Here is a 14434-nt window from a genome sequence, read left to right on the forward strand (position 1 = left end):
GCAGGGCGGAGCGAGCGCGGGCCGGGCCCTACGCGTCCTTGAGGAGCGTCAGTTCGGCCGTGTCCCAGCGGGCGCCGATACCGGTGACGACGACCTCGCGCACGTCGTCGAGGACCTCCTCGTGCCCGACCGCCCGCGCGATGACGACGTGCAGCCGGTCGTCCGACAGCTCCTCGACCTTCCCGTCGCCCCACTCCACCACGACCACCGAATCCGGCAGCGAGACGTCGAGGTCCAGGTCCTCCATCTCGTCGAGCCCCCCGCCCAGCCGGTAGGCGTCGACGTGCACCAGCGGCGGCCCGTCGCCCAGCGACGGGTGCACCCGGGCGATCACGAACGTCGGCGAGGTCACGGCCCCGCGCACGCCCAGCCCCTCGCCCAGACCCCGGGTCAGCGTGGTCTTGCCCGCCCCCAGTTCGCCGGTGAGGAGGACGAGGTCGCCGGGGCGCAGCAGGCCCGCGAGGGCACGGCCGAGCCGCTGCATCCGCTCGGGGGAGTCGACGGTGACGCGCACGGCGGGCGCGGGCTCGGGGTCCGGCCCGGTGAGCGGCTCCATCCCGGTGACGGGGTCATCGGCCTCAGCGGGCCGGATGTGCGGTGCTTCCATACGCGCCAACGTTAGCCGCTGCCGGCAGCACGCCCGCCCGCGCCAGCAGCTCCGTCAGCCGCCCGGTGACGGTCTCCGGATGCTCCAGCATCACCAGGTGCCCGGCCTCGGGGACGACGGCCAGCTCGGCCTCCGGCAGCCGGCCCGCGATGACCTCGCTGTGCGCGAGTGGGGTGATCAGGTCCTCGTCACCGGCCAGCACCAGGACCGGCAGCCCGTCGAACACCTCCAGCGCCGCCGTCTTGTCGTGGGCGTGGAAGGCCGGGTAGAACTCCGCGACCACGTCGATGGGGGTGCTCTCGATCATCCGCTCGGCGAACCGCGCCACCGCCGGATCGACGTCCTTCCCCGCGAACGAATACTTCTTGATCATCCCGGCGAACAGGTCCGCGGTCGCCCGCCGCCCCCGCTCCACCAGGTCCACCTCGGCGCCGAGCGCGCGCAGCACCCCCGGCAGCACGCGCCGTACGACCGGCACGCTCGCCGCCGGCAGACCGTACGTGACCTCCCCCAGTCCCCCGCTGGAGGTCCCGACCAGGGCCACGCCCACCACCCGCTCGCGGACCAGCTCCGGGAACTGCTGCCCCAACGCCATGATCGTCATACCGCCCATGGAGTGCCCCACGAGCACCAGCGGCCCCTCGGGCGCGGCCGCCCCGATGACGGCCTCCAGGTCGCGGCCGAGCTGGTCGATGCTGACGGGTACGCCGTCGGCCTGGGCGAGCCCGCGCCCCGAACGACCGTGGCTGCGCTGGTCCCAGTGGACCGTGCGGACGAGCCCGCGCAGCGCGGCGCGCTGGAAGTGCCAGGCGTCCTGGCTGAGGCAGTAGCCGTGGCAGAACACCACCGTCGGCGCCGCCGCGGCCTTGCGCCGCAGCCGGCCGCGCTTGGGCTCGGGCGCCTCGTCGACCTCGTAGTACAGCTCGGTGCCGTCCTCGGCGCGCACCCGGCCCGGGGTGCCGCGCAGCGACCCGTACGGGCCGGCGGCGTCGAGCGCCAACCGCGCCTGCCGGCGCACCCCGCGCCCGACGGTCAGCCGCTCCACGGCCACGCCGGCCGCCGCGCCGGCGGCTATGACGCCGATCGCGGCACCGGCCAGGCCGGCCTTGCGCCAGTTCTCGCTCACGGCACCCACCTCGGGGAAGGGTCAGGTCGTCGGGAGGTTCAGGACGTCGCTTCGGGTGCGGACCCGGACGCGGGTTCCTCGTTGAGGTAGACGCGCGGGACGCGGGGACCGATGCGCGTCACGATCTCGTACGCGATGGTGCCCGCGGCCTGGGCCCAGTCCTCGGCGGTGGGCTCCCCGGCGTCGCCCGGCCCGAACAGGACGGCCTCGTCGCCGGTGCGCACCGTGTCGGTGCCGAGGTCGACCACGAACTGGTCCATGGCCACGCGCCCCGCCGCCGTCCGCACCTTGCCGCCCACGAGCACCGGACCGCGTCCGGAGGCGTGCCGCGGGACGCCGTCGGCGTAACCGGCCGGGATCAGGGCCAGGTTGGTCTCGTGCCCGGTGACGTAGTGGTGGCCGTAGCTCACCCCGTGACCGGCCGGGACGCCCTTGACCAGGGCGACCGAAGCCTTGAGGGACATGGCGGGGCGCAGCCCGAGCTGGGCGGACGTGCCGAGTTCGGGGGCGGGCGAGACGCCGTACACGGCGAGGCCGGTGCGGACGAGGTCGAAGTGCGAATCGGGGAGCGTGAGCGTCGCGGGCGAGTTGGCGATGTGCCTCACCTCCGGCTCCAGGCCTTCCTTCTCCGCGTACCCCACCATGTCGCGGAAGAGCGCGAGCTGAGCGGCGATGGACGGGTGGCCGGGCTCGTCGGCGCAGGCGAAGTGCGACCACAGGCCGGTGACCTTGATCGCGCCCTCGCTCTGCGCGGCGAGCGCCGCCTGGACGAGCTCGGGCCAGTCGGCGGGCTGGCAGCCGTTGCGGCCGAGGCCGGTGTCGGCCTTGAGCTGGACACGGGCGGTACGGCCGCTCGCCCGCGCGGCGGCGAGGACCTCGCCGAGGGCCCACATGCCGGAGACGGCCACGTCGAGGTCCGCCTCGATCGCCTCGCGCCAGGGGCCGCCGGGGGTCCAGAGCCAGCACAGGGTGCGGGTGGTGATGCCGGCCGCGCGGAGGGCGAGGGCCTCCTGCGGGGTGGCCGTGCCGAGCCAGGTCGCGCCGGCCCGGAGGGCGGCGCGCGCGCAGGGGACGGCCCCGTGACCGTAGGCGTCCGCCTTGACGACGGCCATCAGCTCGGCCCGGGGAGCCCGCTCGCGCAGTGCGCGCACGTTCCCCCGTACGGCGGCCAGGTCGATCTCGGCGCGTACGCGCGGCGGTGTCTCGTTCATCGCGCCCAGTCTCTCATCCGGGCACCGGAGGGCCGGGCTCCGGCCGCCGCCCCGCGCGCCCGCTCCCCCGCGGGTCCGGTCACCGCGCCTACCGGAGCTGCGTCGCGGCCCACTCGGCCCACTCGCGCCGCATGGCGTTGAACCGCAGGCCGTACTCCAGAGCGATCCGGCCGTATACGGACAACCCGTCCTCGCCCCAGTCGGCGGACGCCTCCAGCGCGCGCAGGTGCTCGCCACCCTGCTCCGACATCTCGACCAGCCGGCCGAGGTACCCGCGGGCCTCCTCCGGCGTGAGGACACCGAGGAAGAACACCCTCAGCAGGACGTCGCTGCGGGTGTTGCGCTGCGGGGCGGTCTCCGTCAGCCAGTGCCGCAGCTCGGCCAGCCCCTCCTCGGTGAGCGCGTACTCCTTGCGGCCGCGCGGTCCCTCGGTGGTGACGCTGATCAGTCCGGCGTCCGCGAGCTTGGTCAGCTCCGTGTAGATCTGGCTCTGCGTGGCCGGCCAGGCGTTGGCCAGCGAGGTCTCGAAGGTCTTGAGCAGGTCGTACCCGCTGGCGGGGCGCTCGGACAGCAGGCCGAGCAGGGCGTGGCGAAGGCTCATGCCCCCACTCTACCTTCCAGTCTTGACATGTCACTCCCAGAGCTTCTACTTTCGACATGTCACAACAGGAATATCCGAAGACCGAACCGAGGGGCTTCCGCCATGTCGTACGTACGCACCTTCCTCCCGTGGATCGTCTTCGCGGTCTTCCCGTCCGCCCAGTGGCAGTGGGCCTCGCTCGCCGCCCTCGTGGTGGCGGTCGCGCTCGTCGTCCAGCAGCGCAGGGCCGGAACGGGCTTCGACGCCCTGGTCGTCGAACTCGGCTCGGCGGCCTTCTTCGCGGCCCTGGCGGCCGTGGCCCTCGCCGACCCGCACTCCGCCGTCCACTCGTACTCGGCGGCGCTGTCCTCGGCCGTGCTGGCCCTGATCGCGGGGGTGTCCCTGCTCGTCGGCCGCCCGTTCACGCTGGGCATCGCCAAGCGCACCACCCCACGAGAGGTGTGGGGACTCAAGCCGTTCCGCCGCGCGAACACCGTCATCACCACCATCTGGACCGCCGCCTTCGCCGGTACGGCCGCCGTGCTCGCCCTCCTGGCCCACGCCGGCCAGGGCCACTCCACGACCGCGACGCTGGTCCAGGTGGCCGGCTTCGCCCTGCCGATGCTCTTCACCGTCCGCCACGTCGCCGCGGCGGCCACCCGATGAGCGCCGGCACCACTCCCCCGCGCCCCCGTCCGCGAGGAACTGACCTGCGGACGCCCGTCGCGGTGATCTGCACATTGCCCGCGCCCCGGTCCGCGAGGAACCGACGGTCACCGACCTGCGCGTCACCGGCGCGATCCCGCCCGAGACGGACCCCGCCGGCGGCGCGTACCTCGCACCCGACGCAGCCCCGTCAGGCCGGCCCGTGGTGTGTGGGGGAGGCGCTTGACAGGGGTGGCAGGCTGGACCGGAGGCAGGGCCGGGCCAGGGGTGGCCGAAGGCCAGGGCGAAGCCCCTTGCCCCTGGGGTGGGCCTGCCGCAGGGCCTGCAGGCCGCCCCTGTCAAGCGCCGAGGGGACCCACACACCACGGGGCGGCCGACACCGGAGCGACCCCACCCCGACACCGTTGGCCCCACACCCGGACCACGCACCACCAGAGCAAAAATCAGTCAAACCCCTCCAACCCCTCCACCCCGTCCAACCCCTCCAGATCCACCATCGGCACCGCCGCCGGCAGCTCCGCCGCCGTCAGGGGCAGCTCCGCCCAGATGACCTTCCCCCGCTCCGTGTACCGCGTGCCCCACCGCTCCGCGAACTGGGCCACCAGGAACAACCCGCGCCCGCCCTCGTCCGTGGTGGCCGCGTACCGCAGGTGCGGGGAGGTGCTGCTGCTGTCGGACACCTCGCAGATCAGGGTGCGGTCGCGCATGAGGCGGACCCGGACGGGCTGGCCGCCGTACCGGATGGCGTTGGTGACGAGCTCGCTGAGGATCAACTCGGTGGTGAAGGCGATCTCGTCCAGGTCCCACGCGGAGAGCCGGGCCGCGGCCCGGGTGCGCACCCGGGCCACCTCGGCCGGCTCGGGCAGCACGTCCCATTCGGCGACCCGGTCCGCCTCCAGCAGCCGGGTACGGGCGACCAGCAGCGCGATGTCGTCGTCGCCCGGTTCCGGTGCGAGCAGCGCGTCCAGGACGTCGCCGCAGGTCTCCTCCGGCGTGCGGCTGGCCCGGGACAGGGCGCCGCGCAGCAGGTCCAGGCCGGCGTCGAGGTCGCGGGTGCGGTTCTCCAGCAGGCCGTCGGTGAAGAGCACCAGCCGGCTGCCCTCGGGCAGGTGCAGCTCGCCGGCCTCGAACGGCATGCCGCCCAGGCCCAGCGGCAGCCCGGCCGGCAGGTCGGGGAAGTCCACGGAGCCGTCGGGGTGCACCACGGCGGGGCCGGGGTGGCCGGCCCGGGCGAGCGCGCACCGGCCGGAGGCCGGGTCGTAGACGGCGTACAGGCAGGTGGCGCCGGTGATGGCCAGCGCACCGGGGGCCGGGGTACCGGTCTCCGGCCCGTCCGGATCGCCCTCGGCGCGGGCCCCGGCGCCCTCGTACTGGTCGATCCGGCCCACCAGGTCGTCCAGGTGCCCGAGCAACTCCTCGGGCGGTAGGTCGAGGGTGGAGAAGTTGTGCACGGCCGTCCGCAGCCGGCCCATGGTCGCGGCCGCGTGCAGGCCGTGCCCGACCACGTCGCCCACCACCAGCGCCACCCGCGCCCCCGGCAGCGGGATGACGTCGAACCAGTCGCCGCCCACCCCCGCCAGGGCCGGCAGGTACCGGTACGCCACCTCCACCGCGCTCTGCTCGGGCAGGCCCCGGGGCAGCAGGCTGCGCTGCAGGGTGAGGGCCATGGTGTGCTCGCGCGTGTAGCGGCGGGCGTTGTCCACGGCCACGGCCGCCCGCGCGGCCAGCTCCTCGGCGAAGGACTGGTCCTCCTCCTCGAAGGGGCCGGAATCGCCGGCCCGCCAGAAGTTGGCCATGCCCAGGACCACGCCGCGGGCCTGCAACGGCACCGAGATGAGGGAGTGGATGCCGTAGGCGAGGGTCTCCTGCGCCCCCGGCGGGTCCTGGAGCCGCCAGCCGTGGGCGGTGGTGAGGTCCGCCTCCAGGACCGCGCGGCCGCTCTCCAGGGCGGCGGCCATGGGCGTGGTCGGGACCACGAACCGGATCAGGTCTCCCACGGGCTGGAGCGGCTGGTCGTCGCGGACCCCGCCCATCGCGGCGCGCCGCATCTCGGTGTGGACCCCGGTGGGCTCCTCGCCGTGCAGCACGGGGTCGAGCAGTTCGACGGTGACGAAGTCGGCGAACCTCGGTACGGCCACCTCGGTGAGCTCCTCGGCCGTCCTGACCACGTCGAGGGTGGTGCCGATCCGCACCCCGGCCTCGTACAGCAGCTGGAGCCGGCCGCGGGCCACCTCGGCCCGGCCGGAGAGGGCCGCCAGCTCGGTGGTGTCGCGCAGGGTCATGACGGTGCCGGTGTGGTGGCCGTGGCTGCCGTCGGTGGTCGGCCGGACGTTGACGGCGAGCAGCCGGTCGCCGGCCAGGTGCACCTCGTCGGTGGCGGTGCGCCCGGAGGCGAGCAGGTCGGCGATGCCGGGGTCGAGGCCCATCTCGGTGACGTGCCGCTGCTCGGCGTCCTTGGGCACGTTCAGCAGCCGCCGTGCCTCGTCGTTGGCGAGCAGCAGCCGGCGGTCGGCGTCGACGATCAGGACGCCCTCGCGGACGGCGTGCAGGACGGCCTCGTGGTGCTCGTTCATGCGGGTCATCTCGACCGGTCCGAGGCCGTGGGTCTGCCGGCGCAGCCGCCGGCTGACGAGCGCGGAGCCGACGATGGCCAGGCCCAGGGCGCCGGCCGCCGCGCCGAGCAGGACGGGCAGTTGGTCGCCGACCGCGTCGGAGACGTTGCGCACCTCGATGCCGGTGCCGACCAGGCCGATGACGACGCCGTGCACGTTGCGTACGGGGACCACGGCGCGGACGGCGTCGCTGGGCTTGCCCTCGAAGAGCTCGGTGAAGGCCTCCCCGTTCGCCGCCCGGGACAGGTCGCCCTTGGCCCGCTGGCCGATCAGGGCGGGCACGGAGTCGGTGTAGCGGATGCCGTCCTTGGTCATGACGGCGATGAAGTCCACGCCCGCCGCCTGCCGGGCGGCCTCGGCCCGGGCCTGGAGGACGGCGGTGGGGTCCGGGGACTCGAGGGCCGCCTCGAGGCCGGGGGCGTTGGCGAAGGCCTCGGCGGCGGCCAGCGAGCGGTGCCGGGCGTCGCGGAGGCCGTCGTAGCGGGCCTGGAGGACCAGGGCGAGCACGGCGGCGGCGATGAGCACCAGCGCGATCAGTGCCTCGAGGGCGAAGACCTGCCCGGAGACGCTGCCCAGCGTGCTGCGGGCCCGGGAGCCCTCGCCGGGCACCGGGCGGGGGCGCCGGTGCGGGTTGTGGCGGCCGGTCGGTCGACGGTCCGCGGGGCCGGTCACCGCTCGCCCCTCCCCGGGCCGGGCGACCCGGTCGGCAGGTCGCGGGCCCGGGCGATGAGCAGGGCCACGTCGTCGGGGTCGCCGGGGCTGCGCAGGTCGCGCAGCAGCCGGTCGCAGGTGGCCTCGAGCGGGCGGTCCGGGTCGTCCAGCAGGTCGACGAGCGCCTGGAGCCGTTCGTCGATGGGGTCGTGCCGGGTCTCGACGAGGCCGTCGGTGTAGAGGACGAGCTGGTCACCGCTGCGGAAGCGCACGGTGGTGGTCTCGAACGGGATGCCACCGACGCCCAGCGGGGCGCCGGTGGGCAGCTCGATCAGCTCGGCGGGGCCTTCGGCGTGCACGAGGGCGGGTGGCATGTGGCCGGCGTTGGCGATCCGGCACAGCCCGCGCGCGGGGTCGTGGACGACGTACAGGCAGGTGGCGAGGTAGTGCTCCAGGCCCTCGGTGATGCGGTCGAGGTGGCGCAGTACGTCGGCGGGTTCGAGGTCGAGGTCGGCGAAGGCCCGGGTGGCGGTGCGCAGCCGGCCCATGGTGGCCGCCGCGTCGAGGCCGCTGCCCATGACGTCGCCGACCACCAGGGCGGTCTTGTCGCCGACCAGCGGGATGACGTCGTACCAGTCGCCGCCGACCTCGTTGGAGGCCTGGGCGGGCTGGTAGCGGGAGGCCAGTTCGAGCGCGGCGGGGTGCGAGGGGGCGGCCGGCAGCAGGCTGCGCTGGAGGGTGACGGCGGAGTTGCGCACGCTCTGGTACCAGCGGGCGTTGTCGATGCTGACGGCGGCCCGGGCGGCCAGCTCCCCGGCGAGCACGACGTCGTCGTCGTCGAAGGGCAGCGGGTTGCGGGCCCGGATGAGGCCGAGGGTGCCGAGCACCTCGCCGCGGGCGATCAGCGGGACCGCGAGGTACGAGTGGACGCCCGCCCTGGCCAGCAGGTCGGCGGCCTCGGCGTTGCGGGCGATCCGGGCCAGGTCGGCGGCTCCGGCGCGGGCGACGAGGACGGGGCGGCCGGTGTGCACGCAGCGGGTGACGATGCGGTCCGCCCCGTACATGGCGAGTTCACCCTCGCGGTCGGGCGCGAACTCGGCCTCGGTGGGGTACGCCGCCTTGACCGCGAGGGCGCGGAACAGCTCGGGCCCGCTGTCCGGGCCGCCCAGGCGGCGCAGGGACAGCACGGAGTCGAGGACGTCGACGGTGGTGATGTCGGCGAGCTCGGGGACGGTGACGTCGGCGAGCTCGTGGGCGGTCCGGTCGACCTCCAGGGTGGTGCCGACCCGGGCGGAGGCGTCGGCGATCAGGGCCAGCCGCCGGCGGGCCCGGTCGGCCTCGAGGGCGGCACGGTGGCGTTCGGTGACGTCGACGACCGAGATCGCCACGCCCAGCACCCGTTCCTGGCGGCCCTCCAGCCGGTAGAAGGACACCGACCAGGCGTGCTCGCTGCCGGGATCGGCGGGGGTGCGGCCGACGGCGTACTGGTCGAGCAGCGGCCGGCCGGTCTCGAGGACCTGGCGCATCGCGGCCTCGATGGTGTCGACGTCGAGGAAGGGCAGGGTCTCGCGGACGTGCCGGCCGAGGTGGTCGGCGGCCGGTATGCCGTTGATGCGCTCCAGGGCCGGGTTGACCAGGACGTACCGCAGTTCGGTGTCCATGAGGGCGAGGCCGATGGGCGACTGCGAGACCAGTTGCTCGGACAGGGCGAGGTCGGTCTCGACGCGGCGCACGGTCTGGTGGTCGGCCGCGATGCCGAGCGCGTAGACGTCGCCGAGGCCGTCGAGCAGACGCATGTTGCGGAATTCGACCAGACGGGTGGTGCCGTCCTTGTGGCGGACGGGGAACGCGCCGGCCCAGCTGTCGCCCTGCTCCAGCACGGTGGCGAAGAGGCGCAGGACGAACGGGAAGTTCTCCTCGTGGACCAGCAGGCGGGCCGCGAACCGGCCGAGGGCCTCGCCGGGGGTGTAGCCGAAGAGTTCCTCGGCCTGCGGGCTCCAGAAGACGATGCGGCCGTCGGAGTCGAGGACCACGGCGGCGATGCCGAGGATGTCCAGCAGGCCGCTGGGGTGCTTCGCCTCGGTGCTGGGCCGCAGGTCACCGCCCCGGCCGCCGTCGTCGTCGGGCGCGGGGGACCTGCCGGCCGGCGCGGAAACGCCGTCGGCCCGCGCGGGACCGCTGTCGTCCGGCGCAGGACCGCCGACTTCCGGCGCGGGACCGCTGTCGTCCGGCGCAGCACCGTTCGCGGCCTGCGCGGCACCGCTGTCCCGTACGGAACCGCCGTCGGTCGGCACGCTGTCGTCCCGGCCGGCCGCTCCGCGGGAGGCTTCGCCCGTCACGAAATCACACTATCCGGGTCGTCCGCGCGCGGCGCTCCGCGAGCGTTCACAGGGAGCGGTGCTACAAAGGGTGGGTGACCGATTGGGTGACCGATCCCTTCCGCCTGTGCCGGGTTCTTCGGTGCGGTCACTGAGCGCGCGCCGCCGGTCGCGGGAGGGTTCCGCCAGGGCGGCTCGCCAGCGCAGCGTGGCCGGACAGGTGTTCGTCCTGCAGGTGGCGATCGTGGCCCTGCTCGCCGCGGGCGCCGTACTGGCGCTCGTGCTCCAGGCGCGCCACGACAGCGACCGCGAGGCCCGCACCCGTTCGGTGGCGGTGGCCCAGACCTTCGCCCACTCCCTGGGGCTGCGCCCGGCGCTGCGCACCTCCGATCCGTCCAAGATCCTCCAGCCGCTCACCGAGGCCACCCGCAAGGTCGCCGGGGTGGACTTCATCGTGGTCATGGACACCAACGGCATCCGCTACACCCACCCGCACCCCGACCTGATCGGCAAACGGTTCGTGGGCACCATCGAGCCGTCGCTGGACGGCAAGGTGTACACCGAGAGCGTCCAGGGGCCGCTGGGCCGGGAGATCCAGGCCACGGTGCCGGTCAAGGACGTGAACGGCAAGGTGGTGGCGCTGGTCTCCTCGGGCCTGACCGTCAAGAACGTCACCGGCGTGGCCGGCCGCCAGCTCCCCGTCATCCTCGGCGCGGCCGCGGCGGGCATGGGGCTGGCCACCGTCGGCACCGCCCTGATCAGCCGCCGGCTCAGCCGCCAGACGCACGGTCTGGGGCCGCTCGAGATGACGAAGATGTACGAGCACCACGACGCGGTGCTCCACTCCGTCCGCGAGGGCGTGCTGATCACCGACGGCGAGGGCACGCTGCTGCTGGCCAACGACGAGGCGAAGCGGCTCCTCGGGCTGCCGCCGGACCCCGAGGGGCGGCCCGTCGCCGAGCTCCCGGGCCTGTACGGACCGCTGGCCGGACTGCTGCTGTCGGGCCGGGACGCCACCGACGAGATGTTCGAGGCGGGCGACCGGCTCCTCGTGATCAACCAGCGGGCCACCGTGCGCGGCCCGGGCGGCCGGACCGACGGGGTGGCGGTCACCATCCGCGACTCGACCGAGATGCGGGTGCTGAGCACCCGCGCCGAGGCGGCCCGCCGACGGCTGAAGCTCCTGTACGACGTGGGGCTGGGCGTCGGCACCACCCTGGACGTGGCGCAGACCGCCCAGGAGCTGGCCGACGTCGCCGTACCGCGCTTCTCGGACTTCGTGACCGTGGACCTCGCCGAGGCGGTGCTGCGCGGCGACGAGCCCACCGCCACCATGCCGGAGATGCGCCGCACCGGCGTGGCCGGCATCCGCGACGACTTCCCGCTCTACGAGCGGGGCCGGCTGATCGGCTTCCTGCCCTCGACCCCGCAGGCGCGCGGGTTCAGCAGCGGACGGGCCGAGCTGATGCCGGACCTTTCGCAGGCCCCCGGCTGGTTCGTCCAGGACCCGCCGCGGGCCCAGGCGATCATCGACTACGGCATCCACTCCCTGATCACCGCGCCGCTCAAGGCGCGCGGCGCGGTGCTGGGCATCGTGAACTTCTGGCGTTCGGAGAAGCCCGAGCCCTTCGACGACGACGACCTGTCGCTGGCGGAGGAGCTGGTCGCCCGGGCCGGGATGACCATCGACAACGCTCGCCGCTACACCCGCGAGCACGCCCTGGCCGTCACCCTCCAGCGCAGCCTGCTGCCGAGGGACCTGCCCGAGACGAGCGCCGTGGAGGTGGCACACCACTACCTGCCGGCCCAGTCCGGGGTCGGCGGTGACTGGTTCGACGTGATCCCGCTGCCCGGCAGCCGGGTGGCGCTGGTCGTCGGCGACGTGGTCGGGCACGGCCTGCACGCGGCCGCGACCATGGGCCGGCTGCGCACCGCGGTGCACAACTTCTCCGCCCTGGACCTGCCGCCGGACGAGCTGCTGGCCCGGCTGGACGACCTGGTCCAGCGCATCGACCAGGTGGAGGAGCCCGGCGAGGGGCCGACCGCCCCGGCCGCCGGCCTCGACAGCCCGACCCGGGGCCTGGCCGGCGGCCTGACCGGGGCGACGTGCCTGTACGCCGTCTACGACCCGGTCTCGCGACGGTGCGTGCTCTCCCGGGCGGGCCACCTGCCACCGGTGCTGGTGTACCCGGACGGCTCCGCGCACCTGCCGGACCTGCCGGCCGGCGCCCCGCTGGGGCTGGGCGGCTTCCCGTTCGAGACGGCGGAGCTGGAGCTCCCCGAAGGCAGCCGGCTGGTGCTGTACACCGACGGCCTGGTCGAGGACCGGGCCCGTGACATCGACGAGGGGCTGGCGATGCTGTCGGCGGCCGCGGCGCACGCCGGCACGAGCCCGGACGAGACGTGCACGGCGGTGCTGGACGCGCTGCTGCCCGCCCGGCCGCGGGACGACGTGGCCGTCCTGGTGGCCCGTACCCGCACGCTGGGGGCGGACCGGGTCGCGGAGTGGGACGTGCCGCACGAGCCGAGCTCGGTGGGCGACCTGCGGGCCAAGGCCGCGGCGAAGCTCGCGGAGTGGGGGCTGTCGGCCCTGGAGTTCGGCACGGAGCTGGTGCTGAGCGAGCTCGTCACGAACGCCATCCGGCACGGCTCGGCGCCGGTCCGGGTCCGGCTGCTCCGCGACCGGGTGCTGACCTGCGAGGTCTTCGACGGCAGCGGCACGTCCCCGCACCTGCGGTACGCGGCGTCGATGGACGAGGGCGGGCGCGGCCTGTTCCTGGTGGCGCAGCTGAGCCTGCGCTGGGGCGTCCGCTACACCGCCGACGGCAAGATCATCTGGTCGGAGCAGGCCCTTCCGGAGCCGGAACACCCGGACGTGTGAGGACCACCACGGGACTTACGGGACCGGACCGACAGGACCAACGGCACCCCCGCGCCCCCGGCCGTCAGGAGGGACGCACGGACCGCGCCGGAGCGGGGTAGACGCGCGACTGCTTGACGCTGCCGAAGGCGAAGCTGGACTCGATCGAGGCGATGCCGGGGATGGCGTGGATGCGGTGCCGGACCAGGGCCTCGTACGCCTCCAGGCTCTCGATCACGACGCGCAGCAGGTAGTCGCTGCTGCCGGCCATCAGGTAGCAGTCCTGGATGTGCTCGATGCGGGCCACGTGCTCCTCGAAGACGCGGACCGCGTCCCCCGTGTGCCTTTCCAGCCGTATCCGGACGAAGACCGTGATGGGCAGGCCGAAGGCGGACTGGTCGACCATGGCCGTGTAGCCGCGTATCAGGCCCGCCTCCTCCAGCCGCCGGACGCGGCGCAGGCAGGGCGACGGGGAGAGCCGGACGCGGTCGGCCAGCTCCTGGTTGGAGAGCCGGCCGTCGGCCTGCAACTCGCGGATGATCTGCAGATCGATGGCGTCCATGACCACTCCTGAGCGCTTCGCGCCGTTCTCCGGGCATTCCTTGGCAGATTCTGCCCTCAAGCTATGCCTGGGAGGCAGAACTGGCAATCGGCTGCCCCGACGATCGGTCTAGCGTTGCGGTGTGGCCGGATCCGGCCCCTTGAAGCGGGAGGAGCCACCCCTTGGTCAGCGTCAGCAGCGTGGCGGGCGCGTCGCGTGACGGCGCCGCCGGTCCGGCGGTCGTCGACGGTCCGACGGTCGCCGACGGTCCGACGACGGCGGTCGCGGGCGGTCCGGCGGTACCGGCCGCCGGCACGGTGGGGGTCGCCCCCGCCGGGCGTCCCGGTCGCCTCTCCCCGCAGGCGCAGGGCGTCGCCGCGCTGGCCCTGACCGTGCTGATCTGGGCCGCCTTCGCGCTCAGCGCCCGGGCCCTGAGCACCTCGTCCCTGAAGCCCGCCGACGCGGCGCTGCTGCGCTTCGGCGTCCCGCTCGTCGTCCTGGCCCCCGCCCTGTGGCGGCGCCGCCGGCAGTTCGCGTCGGTCCGTCCGGCGGCCGCCGCCAAGATCGTGTGCGGCGCCGGCGTGCCCTTCTTCCTGGCCGCGATGTACGGCGGCTCCCTGACCTCGGCGGCCTTCGTCGGCGCGATCGTGCCCGGCATGGTCCCGCTGTTCGTGTCCGCCCTGATGGTCGCCGCCGGCCGGGGCCTGCCCCGGGGCGGCCAGGCGGTCGGCCTGGGCCTGATCGCGCTCGGCGTGGTGGCCCTGGTCTGGCGGTACGTCCTGCCCCTGAACGGCCACGTGCTGGCCGGCTCCGGGATCCTGCTGGTGGCCAGCGGCCTGTGGGCCCTGTACACGGTCGGGCTCAAGGAGGTCACCCTCGACCCCGTCGGGTCGATCGGGCTGCTGTGCCTGCCCTCGCTCGCCGTCATGGCCGTACTGGTGCTGACCGGGGTGCTGCCCACCGGCCTGGCGACCGCCGCCGGCTCCGACATCGCGCTGTTCCTGGTGGTCCAGGGGCTCGGGGTGGGCCTGTGCGCGGGGCTGCTGTACGCCTTCGCCATCCGACGGCTGGGCGCGGAGCGCAGCTCCGTGGGCGGCAGCCTCAGCCCGGTGCTGGTGGTACTGCTCGCCGTGCCGCTGCTGGGCGAGTCGCCGACCGCCGCCGTGCTGGCCGGCGTACCGATGATCGCCGCGGGGGTGGCCCTGGCCAACCGCCGCCCCCGCCCCGCCACCGCCTGACCGCGGGCACCCGCCCCACAGGCG

10 protein-coding genes are annotated in these 14434 nt (G+C 74.6%); 3 read left to right on the forward strand and 7 right to left on the reverse strand.

Annotation, left to right across the window (positions count from 1 at the left end; translation table 11 throughout):
* Positions 1–28 precede the first annotated feature (28 nt).
* The 4 genes from tsaE to ACIQCH_RS24150 all read right to left on the reverse strand — a co-directional run bounded on the left by tsaE (position 29) and on the right by ACIQCH_RS24150 (position 3545).
* The gene (tsaE, locus tag ACIQCH_RS24135; RefSeq protein WP_402584018.1) at positions 29–607 is read right to left on the reverse strand and encodes a tRNA (adenosine(37)-N6)-threonylcarbamoyltransferase complex ATPase subunit type 1 TsaE; all 579 of its coding nucleotides are present in this window, start codon (positions 605–607) and stop codon (positions 29–31) included.
* Positions 579–1742, reverse strand: a complete 1164-nt coding sequence (locus ACIQCH_RS24140; protein WP_402584020.1) for an alpha/beta fold hydrolase — start codon at positions 1740–1742, stop codon at positions 579–581. The genes tsaE and ACIQCH_RS24140 overlap by 29 nt, the downstream gene beginning before the upstream one ends.
* Before the next feature lie 29 nt (positions 1743–1771).
* Positions 1772–2944: an alanine racemase gene (gene alr, locus ACIQCH_RS24145; RefSeq protein ID WP_402584021.1), complete on the reverse strand. Its 1173-nt coding sequence runs from the start codon at positions 2942–2944 to the stop codon at positions 1772–1774.
* A gap of 88 nt (positions 2945–3032) precedes the next feature.
* Positions 3033–3545, reverse strand: a complete 513-nt coding sequence (locus tag ACIQCH_RS24150) for a PadR family transcriptional regulator (protein ID WP_402584023.1) — start codon at positions 3543–3545, stop codon at positions 3033–3035.
* A gap of 102 nt (positions 3546–3647) precedes the next feature.
* Here ACIQCH_RS24150 and ACIQCH_RS24155 point away from each other — a divergent pair, with 102 nt between their 5' ends.
* Positions 3648–4190, forward strand: coding sequence for a hypothetical protein (locus ACIQCH_RS24155; RefSeq protein WP_402584025.1), 543 nt, complete (start codon positions 3648–3650; stop codon positions 4188–4190).
* 443 nt (positions 4191–4633) lie between these two features.
* On the opposite strand, the gene ACIQCH_RS24160 is transcribed toward ACIQCH_RS24155, so the two are convergent.
* Together ACIQCH_RS24160 and ACIQCH_RS24165 are read right to left on the reverse strand one after the other, a co-directional pair.
* Positions 4634–7474: a SpoIIE family protein phosphatase gene (locus tag ACIQCH_RS24160; protein ID WP_402584027.1), complete on the reverse strand. Its 2841-nt coding sequence runs from the start codon at positions 7472–7474 to the stop codon at positions 4634–4636.
* Complete coding sequence (locus tag ACIQCH_RS24165) at positions 7471–9549, reverse strand: SpoIIE family protein phosphatase (protein ID WP_402584084.1); 2079 nt, start codon at positions 9547–9549, stop codon at positions 7471–7473. The genes ACIQCH_RS24160 and ACIQCH_RS24165 overlap by 4 nt, the downstream gene beginning before the upstream one ends.
* A gap of 364 nt (positions 9550–9913) precedes the next feature.
* Here ACIQCH_RS24165 and ACIQCH_RS24170 point away from each other — a divergent pair, with 364 nt between their 5' ends.
* The gene (locus tag ACIQCH_RS24170) at positions 9914–12652 is read left to right on the forward strand and encodes a SpoIIE family protein phosphatase (RefSeq protein ID WP_402584029.1); all 2739 of its coding nucleotides are present in this window, start codon (positions 9914–9916) and stop codon (positions 12650–12652) included.
* A 64-nt stretch (positions 12653–12716) separates the two neighbouring features.
* Here ACIQCH_RS24170 and ACIQCH_RS24175 read toward each other — a convergent pair whose 3' ends face one another.
* Positions 12717–13193 carry an Lrp/AsnC family transcriptional regulator gene (locus ACIQCH_RS24175; protein WP_402584031.1) on the reverse strand — a complete coding sequence of 159 codons (477 nt, stop codon included), beginning with the start codon at positions 13191–13193 and terminating at the stop codon, positions 12717–12719.
* Between the two features lie 161 nt (positions 13194–13354).
* Between ACIQCH_RS24175 and ACIQCH_RS24180 the strand changes: the two genes are divergently transcribed.
* A complete protein-coding gene (locus ACIQCH_RS24180; RefSeq protein WP_402584033.1) occupies positions 13355–14410 on the forward strand; it encodes a DMT family transporter in 1056 nt (351 codons plus the stop codon).
* Positions 14411–14434 lie beyond the last annotated feature (24 nt).

This window comes from Streptomyces sp. NPDC093225 (assembly GCF_044753805.1).
Taxonomy (GTDB): Bacteria; Actinomycetota; Actinomycetes; order Streptomycetales; family Streptomycetaceae; genus Streptomyces.

What these genes read in the sequence shown, in the direction of transcription:
- alr (WP_402584021.1), bottom strand. Translation starts at nt 2,944, where the DNA reads ATGAACGAGACACCGCCGCGCGTACGCGCCGAGATCGACCTGGCCGCC.
- tsaE (WP_402584018.1), bottom strand. Translation starts at nt 607, where the DNA reads ATGGAAGCACCGCACATCCGGCCCGCTGAGGCCGATGACCCCGTCACC.
- ACIQCH_RS24155 (WP_402584025.1), top strand. Translation starts at nt 3,648, where the DNA reads ATGTCGTACGTACGCACCTTCCTCCCGTGGATCGTCTTCGCGGTCTTC.
- ACIQCH_RS24175 (WP_402584031.1), bottom strand. Translation starts at nt 13,193, where the DNA reads ATGGACGCCATCGATCTGCAGATCATCCGCGAGTTGCAGGCCGACGGC.
- ACIQCH_RS24150 (WP_402584023.1), bottom strand. Translation starts at nt 3,545, where the DNA reads ATGAGCCTTCGCCACGCCCTGCTCGGCCTGCTGTCCGAGCGCCCCGCC.